Here is a 6,684-nt window from a genome sequence, read left to right as displayed (position 1 = left end):
TTATATATAATATATAGATTATATGCATAAGATATATATCTTAACCAGCATTTTATATTTTTGAGAAAAAATGTCTGATATATTTGAAGACTTTGATAAGAAAAAGTTTGGATGGTTTCATGTAAAATCCATTCTAACAACAGGTATGGGGGTTTTTACCGATGGATACGACCTTTCATCGGTTGGTATAGTTCTGGCCATAGTGCTTTCATCATACGGAATTACAAAAAGCACACCTGGATACGTTCTTTATACCAGCCTCATAGCCGGATCAGCGCTTATTGGAGCAGCGGTTGGTGCATTAATTTTTGGTGAGCTTGCAAGACGTGGTAGAAAAAAGTTCTATGGAGTTGATGTACTTATACTTGGTATATTTGCATTCCTGCAGATCTTTGCCATTAATGTATATGCACTAATAATAATAAGGTTAATACTTGGCATAGGCGTTGGTGCTGATTATGTCATGTCTCCAATGATCATGGGAGAGCATGCAAATGCCAAAGATAGGGGAAAGACAATAGGATTCGGCTTTGGCATGATGTGGGGATTTGGTGCACTTCTTGCAGCCTTTGCATATATGATTTCTGGGCCAATCCTTGGGCTTTCTGATGCTATTCTCTGGAGAATTGTACTGGCACTTGGTGCGGTGCCTGCACTTGCTGTGGTATACCTTAGAAGAAAAATGCCTGAAACACCAAGATTTATAGCCAGAATAGCAGGAGACAAGAAGAGCTTTGAGGATGAGGTAAAATATGTTGCGAACAGGCAAATAAAAATAGAGGGAAACATAAAGGATGAGCATGGCTTCAGGTATTACTTCCATAAATACAGAAGGGAATATGTTGCCGCCATGCTTCTATGGTTCTTCTATGACCAGATAGCATATGCAGGAATTCTGTTCGGACCCACATTAATAGCTTCTAAGCTTGGATTATCACCAGATGCATGGACATACCTAATGGAGGTCTTTACACTGGTCGGTGGCATTGTAATGCTATCATTAATAGACAGAAAGGGCAGAAAGCTCCTTCAGATACTTGGATTTATTGGAATGGGCGCCTTCCTTCTGTTATTTGACGGCTTAAAATCAGTTGGGATAGTTGCAGCATTTCCAATAGCAGGAATGCTTGCATATGGTCTCGGCATGCATTTCTCAAATCAGGCAGGGCCCGGATCAATCACCGCCTCCGGAATGTACGGTGTTGAGCTGGCGCCCACAAAAATAAGATCACAAATACAGTCATATACAGTTGCATCCGGAAGAACAGGTGCATCTTTGGCATCATTTGTATTCCCTGCTGTATTTGCCGCATTTGGAGAATCGGTTGCATTCTATTATCTCTCAGCCCTTGCAATAATTGCTGCAGTGGTCACATTTGTATTCATACCTGAAACAAAGGGGTCCCTTGAGGAATCATCAAATGAAATAAAGGAAATGAAAAGCATAAAAATAGCAGAGGATCAGCCAGTCAGATGAAATGGGACAAAAAGGAATGGATATTAAAATCTATTCCAAATTCCAGAATATTTTTTTTAATATATTTTATTGCCTTTAATGTATTATAATTAATTATTCTGTTTTCCTGAACATTCTTAACAAATCTGTATAATATATTATAATAATAAAACTCTTTTTTTATATTCCTTTCATATTCATCTTTTAATGATTCCAGGTCATTATATTTTTTAAAAGCCTGAAATAGTATCTCTGCTGATTTCAATGAGGGTATAATTCCCTCTCCAGTTAACGGTGATACTGTTCCAATGGCCTCTCCAATGCCTATAATATTATCATTTGAAATGGCAGAAAATAATGGCTTCATCCTTATATTCCTGCCGGTAATCCTGATTCTTTTGTATTTATTAATCATGGATAAATCCTGCATGTTTTTTGACCCAACACCCACATGATATCTTCCATTTCCCAGTGGAAAGCTCCAAAAATATCCGCGGCCCTGGGGGAGAAAATAAAAATAAAAGTCCTTAAAATCTGAATTTTCTGTTAGGTATTCAATTGTATAATACTTATCATCCCCGGTTGTTTGTTTGATGTAGTACCTTGAAATACCAGTTGCGTCTATAATTATATTATCTCTATTTTCTGTTTTAATTATGGATTTTTCATAATTTATGCTTTTGATAATATCATTTTCAAATTTATTTTTATCAAAGGTTACAAGTCCTTTTGAAGCAAGATGCCTGCCAGCAAAATTATTGCCGGAAAATGTTATATCCTTTGCATAGGACATTACATATTTATCAAAATCAATATTAATATTATCAGCATATTTTTTTATAATGTTAATATTTGTGGCAAAGCCACATGGTATGTAATGGTCAGGCTTCTTTAATTCGAATGCTGAAACATCAAATCCTGAATTTTTAAGTCTTGTGTATATATAGAGACCTGAAATACCAAGTCCGGCAATTTTTATCATAGGATTTGAATAAATTGTATTATAAAAACATTTGTTTTATGGCCGGCCATGGCTCTCTCCTGTTTTAATTGCAGTTGCTATTAAATGTGCCATCCTTACAGGTTCCGGTATGTTACCCATTTTAAGTGTTTTTTTAATTACCAGCACTGCGCTATCGTAATCAATTCCTGCATGGTTTATATAAAGATTTCTTCCGTTAACTGTTACCAGCACAGGTAAATTTTTATTTATTATATTAAAGCGGTAATCATGATCAATAAAATGCTTTTCCAGGGCGGATTTTATTGAATCAATGTCAGGTTTTTTTCTTATTATTGATATAACAGGTATGCCTGTATTATTATTTATTTTTTCAATATCCATTACATTAAAACCGCCAAATGTAATTCCGTTTGTCATTATTATATTAATCTCCCTTAAAAATCGCCCATTAACCATTGATAAAATTTTTTCATTTACATCTGTACCGTCAACCGCAATTGTTCTTAATAAGATTCCTTCTATATAGCCATCCGGCTTTATAAGCACGCCGGTTAGTATTGTTTCCTTATCTACATTCTTTTTAAATGGGCCATCGTCTATGCCAAGGATCCTTATTCCCTTCTTCATATATTATATTTTTATTTTTCCTTGAAGCGCCCTTGCTATTGTGTCTGAAACAGTAATATTACTATATTTTGTTTCTATTGTATCTGTAACCGTAAGTTCATTTACATACTTTTCAATCTTAATATTGCTCTCCATTGCAAAAACCCCGTGTATTGCACAGGCATATATTTTCGCAGCCCTCCTATCACGCATCATCTGTGTTGCCTTTATAATGGTTCCACCTGTTGATATCATATCATCAAGAAGAAGTATATTTTTATCTGAATAATCTAAATCGGGCGGTTCCATTTTAACCGTTGTTGCATCTATTCTTTTCTTATCTATGTAATATGCCGGAACTTTCAATTTGGATGCTATAATTTTGGCACGGTCGTATCCACCATCATCAGGAGATATAACATAATCTATCTTTTTTGATTTAAAATATTCATATATTGGGTCTATTATTTTTAAATTAATGAATGGCACTGAGGCATAATTTATTGTTTGATTATCGTGCAATTCCACTGAAATTATCATGTCTGCATACTGGCTGACCGCCTGTGCAAATACCTTAGATGAAATGGGTTCACCATTATTGTACCTCATATGCTGCCTTGCATATCCAAAATAAGGTATGACTGCAGTCAGGCTCTTTGGACCTTCCTCACGTATTGCATTCAGTAACAGAAGGTATTCTATTATATCAGAATCGCTTCTTGTATTTCCGATTAAAATAACATCCTCATCCTTTAGATCTTCCTCAATTCTTAAATACATTTCATTATCCGGGAATCTTTTCCTGATAACGCCAGAAACACTGCATGATAAAATATTTGCAAGCCTTCTGGATACATTGTAGGCTGTTGAAGAGGGGACAATATACATTTTATTATCGTATCTTAATACCTAACTTTTAAAAAAGGTTTTTGTTATGGTGTGTTTCACTTTTAATTAAATCCATACAAATCCCGTAAATTATTAGATGTACATAAATAACATAATATTAAGCGTGAAAATTTCGCATCATAAAGACATTTAATATTTATTATTTTTATTTTTCAATTATGTTATTTAAAATTAGCTAAAATCAATAAGAACCCTACCAAAAATTTTTTTGTTTAACATATCCTCATATGCCTGATTTATCCCGTCAATCCGTATTTTTTTTCCTATAATTGGTTTTAGGCCCCTTGCATTTAATTCAAGTGCTGTTTTAAGGTCCTCTCTTGTTGATGATATGCTACCCTTAATACTGTTACCCTTAAGAATTATCAGTCCAAGAGGAAGGCTAACAGGATCGGGCTTAAGATTTCCTATAACAACCATGCGGCCACCTGTTTTAAGGCTTCTGAGGGTTTTATTAAACGTTGCAATCCCCACATCCTCAAGTGCTATATCAACACCATCACCTGTAATTTTCTTTATGTCCTTATTATAATCATCATCTGCATGTACAACATATTCTGCACCCAGTTTATAAAGTTCCTCATCCTTCCATTTTGAACTTGTCTCTGCTATTGGTATTCCACCAAGGGCCCTCACGATCTGTATTGCGTTTGATCCAACACCGCCACCAGCACCTGTTATTAGGACATAATTGCCCTTCTCTATTTTGCCAACCTTTTTAATTGCATGAACGATCATGCCTGTCACACATGCTGCTATTGGTATTGCCTCATCTGGAACATCTTCTTCTATTTTAACAAGAGAATTTTTATTGACATTTACATATTTTGAATACCCACCATTTAATGTCTCACCAAAACTCTTTTTATTAGGGCACAGATTTTCATTTCCGGAAAGACAGTAACTGCATTTTCCACACGGTACGTAAATAAGCGATGCAACCCTGTCACCTTTTTTGAATTCTGTAACATTTTTTCCTGTTGCAACGACAGTGCCGCCAATTTCATGGCCGGGAATTATGGGCAATGATACCCTTGGAAAAAAACCCTGCTGTGTTAAAATATCCCTGAAACAGACACCGGTGTAATGCTGCATTACCGTAACCTCATCTTCGCCAGGGTCTGGAATTTCATAATCCCTTAGAATTATATTGGAGTTGATTTTATCCAAAAATCCGGAAATAGAATCCATTTTTAAAATATAATAAAATTATATTTAAATATTGGTATGATGATAAAATTTAGTTATTTTCTGATTTCTCTGACCTGCTTTCATTTACACCTTTATTATATGATCCCGAAAGCGCCGTCATTGCATTCTCTTCCAGTGTTTTTCTTTTTGTTTCAATTGAAACAGCATAAAAGATAATGCCAGCGATTATGGACATTACTGTGTCATAAACTAATGAATAATAAAGTCCCATTATTGCATATAATGTAAGCATCGGGAGTGCTAGGCCAAATTCAAAAAGTTTTTCCCAACCAACAGAAAGACCTCTTGAACGTGTTGTTGAAATCTCCGCGGCAGGCAGATACTGAAGTGTCCCAACAAATCCCACGTTAATAAAGAAGAATATTCCAAACATGGCAATAAGCAGCGGTATGGATAGTACATGGAATGTGTCTGCAATGAGCAGTATACCCATTGGCACTGCCCCAAGAATGAATCCGTATGTACCCATTTTTCTCCTTCCAAGCCTGTCAACGATTAATGATGTTATGGCAACTCCCACAGTACCTATTAAATCGATTATAAAGGTGCCCAAAACGGCCATGGTTGATGATGCACCAAGATTCTTTAACTCGGCTGATGAATAAACAGATGCCAGATTGACTGTTAATGCATACGCCGCACCTATCCAAAAAATGTATATTATTGCCCTTAAATTTTTTCTGTTAAAGAATTCTTTTATGTTTCCCTTAATCCCCTTTGGCCTCTTCACATTTATTTTATCAGGGTCTATCATTATGCCCTCCTTTTTTAATTTTTCTGTTATTTTTGGTATTAAATCTGTTCTTCCATTTTCCTTTGCCCACCTTAATGATGCGGGCATATCAAACCTAAGGCCAAATAATATTAACGCGGGCACTGCGGCTATTAGAAAATCATATCTCCATGCAAGCAGGGATCCAACGTCTATTGTTAATACAAGACCTATTAAAACAGTTGCAAGCGTACCAAACATAAAAAATAATTTTTCTGTTGATAAGAGTTTACCACGCCTTTTTGCAGGAGCATATTCAGATAATAAGGGAACGGCAGCAGCATAATCAACGCCGATGAATATTCCCAGACCAAGTCTTGTTATAAAAAAGAACAGGTAATCTGTTGAAACTGCACTTAATATTGCGAACAGGGCCATTCCAAGTGTGTCGTATAAGAATAATGATTTTCTGCCTATTCTATCACTAACTATTCCCTCAAGGATGGCCCCACCTGCAACGCCAACCCAGTATGCACCGGTTGCAAATGCAACAAGGTACGGAGGAAGATGAAATAATATACCAACAGCTATAAGTGCCACTGATGACCCAAACTCATTAAACGCGTCCGTAAATGGGCCAAGTGCTGCGGTAACTGCAAGTCTCCTCTGAAATTTTCCGACTCTTGCATTATCTATCACAGAGTAAACATCAGTATCATCGCCATACATACATTTTATTATTACATCATATTATTTAATAATTATCCGGTAATTATGGGATAGAAAAACTCCTACAATAATGGATGCAACCAACGGAATTCTAAT

6 protein-coding genes are annotated in these 6,684 nt (G+C 35.8%); 1 reads left to right on the top strand and 5 read right to left on the bottom strand.

Features of this window, described 5'->3' with window-relative positions; genetic code table 11:
- Positions 1-70: 70 nt before the first annotated feature.
- On the top strand, positions 71-1,477 hold the full coding sequence (locus tag AOG54_RS08865) for an MFS transporter (protein WP_054964480.1): 1,407 nt from the start codon (positions 71-73) through the stop codon (positions 1,475-1,477).
- Here AOG54_RS08865 and AOG54_RS08860 read toward each other — a convergent pair.
- From AOG54_RS08860 to AOG54_RS08840, 5 genes are all read right to left on the bottom strand, one after another.
- On the bottom strand, positions 1,470-2,438 hold the full coding sequence (locus tag AOG54_RS08860) for an NAD(P)/FAD-dependent oxidoreductase (RefSeq protein WP_048102091.1): 969 nt from the start codon (positions 2,436-2,438) through the stop codon (positions 1,470-1,472). The two genes, AOG54_RS08865 and AOG54_RS08860, sit on opposite strands and share 8 nt — an antisense overlap.
- Before the next feature lie 36 nt (positions 2,439-2,474).
- Positions 2,475-3,047 carry an endonuclease dU gene (locus tag AOG54_RS08855; protein ID WP_054964481.1) on the bottom strand — a complete coding sequence of 191 codons (573 nt, stop codon included), beginning with the start codon at positions 3,045-3,047 and terminating at the stop codon, positions 2,475-2,477.
- Positions 3,048-3,050: 3 nt separating this feature from the next.
- A complete protein-coding gene (locus AOG54_RS08850; protein ID WP_048102089.1) occupies positions 3,051-3,914 on the bottom strand; it encodes a ribose-phosphate diphosphokinase in 864 nt (287 codons plus the stop codon).
- A 192-nt stretch (positions 3,915-4,106) separates the two neighbouring features.
- The gene (locus tag AOG54_RS08845; RefSeq protein ID WP_048102088.1) at positions 4,107-5,126 is read right to left on the bottom strand and encodes an alcohol dehydrogenase catalytic domain-containing protein; all 1,020 of its coding nucleotides are present in this window, start codon (positions 5,124-5,126) and stop codon (positions 4,107-4,109) included.
- A gap of 49 nt (positions 5,127-5,175) precedes the next feature.
- Positions 5,176-6,588 (bottom strand): MFS transporter, encoded by a 1,413-nt coding sequence (locus AOG54_RS08840; protein WP_055032623.1) that lies wholly within the window; start codon positions 6,586-6,588, stop codon positions 5,176-5,178.
- Between the last annotated feature and the right edge of the window lie 96 nt (positions 6,589-6,684).

The sequence above is a fragment of the Acidiplasma aeolicum genome (genome assembly GCF_001402945.1).
GTDB classification, from domain to species: domain Archaea; phylum Thermoplasmatota; class Thermoplasmata; order Thermoplasmatales; family Thermoplasmataceae; genus Acidiplasma; species Acidiplasma aeolicum.
The sequence above is the reverse complement of the archived record's forward strand: the minus strand, read 5'-3'. Positions and strand labels throughout refer to the sequence as shown.

Bases quoted from the DNA above. Each gene is read 5' to 3' on its own strand.
- AOG54_RS08865 (WP_054964480.1), top strand. From the start codon at position 71: ATGTCTGATATATTTGAAGACTTTGATAAGAAAAAGTTTGGATGGTTT.
- AOG54_RS08860 (WP_048102091.1), bottom strand. From the start codon at position 2,438: ATGATAAAAATTGCCGGACTTGGTATTTCAGGTCTCTATATATACACA.
- AOG54_RS08855 (WP_054964481.1), bottom strand. From the start codon at position 3,047: ATGAAGAAGGGAATAAGGATCCTTGGCATAGACGATGGCCCATTTAAA.
- AOG54_RS08850 (WP_048102089.1), bottom strand. From the start codon at position 3,914: ATGTATATTGTCCCCTCTTCAACAGCCTACAATGTATCCAGAAGGCTT.
- AOG54_RS08845 (WP_048102088.1), bottom strand. From the start codon at position 5,126: ATGGATTCTATTTCCGGATTTTTGGATAAAATCAACTCCAATATAATT.
- AOG54_RS08840 (WP_055032623.1), bottom strand. From the start codon at position 6,588: ATGTATGGCGATGATACTGATGTTTACTCTGTGATAGATAATGCAAGA.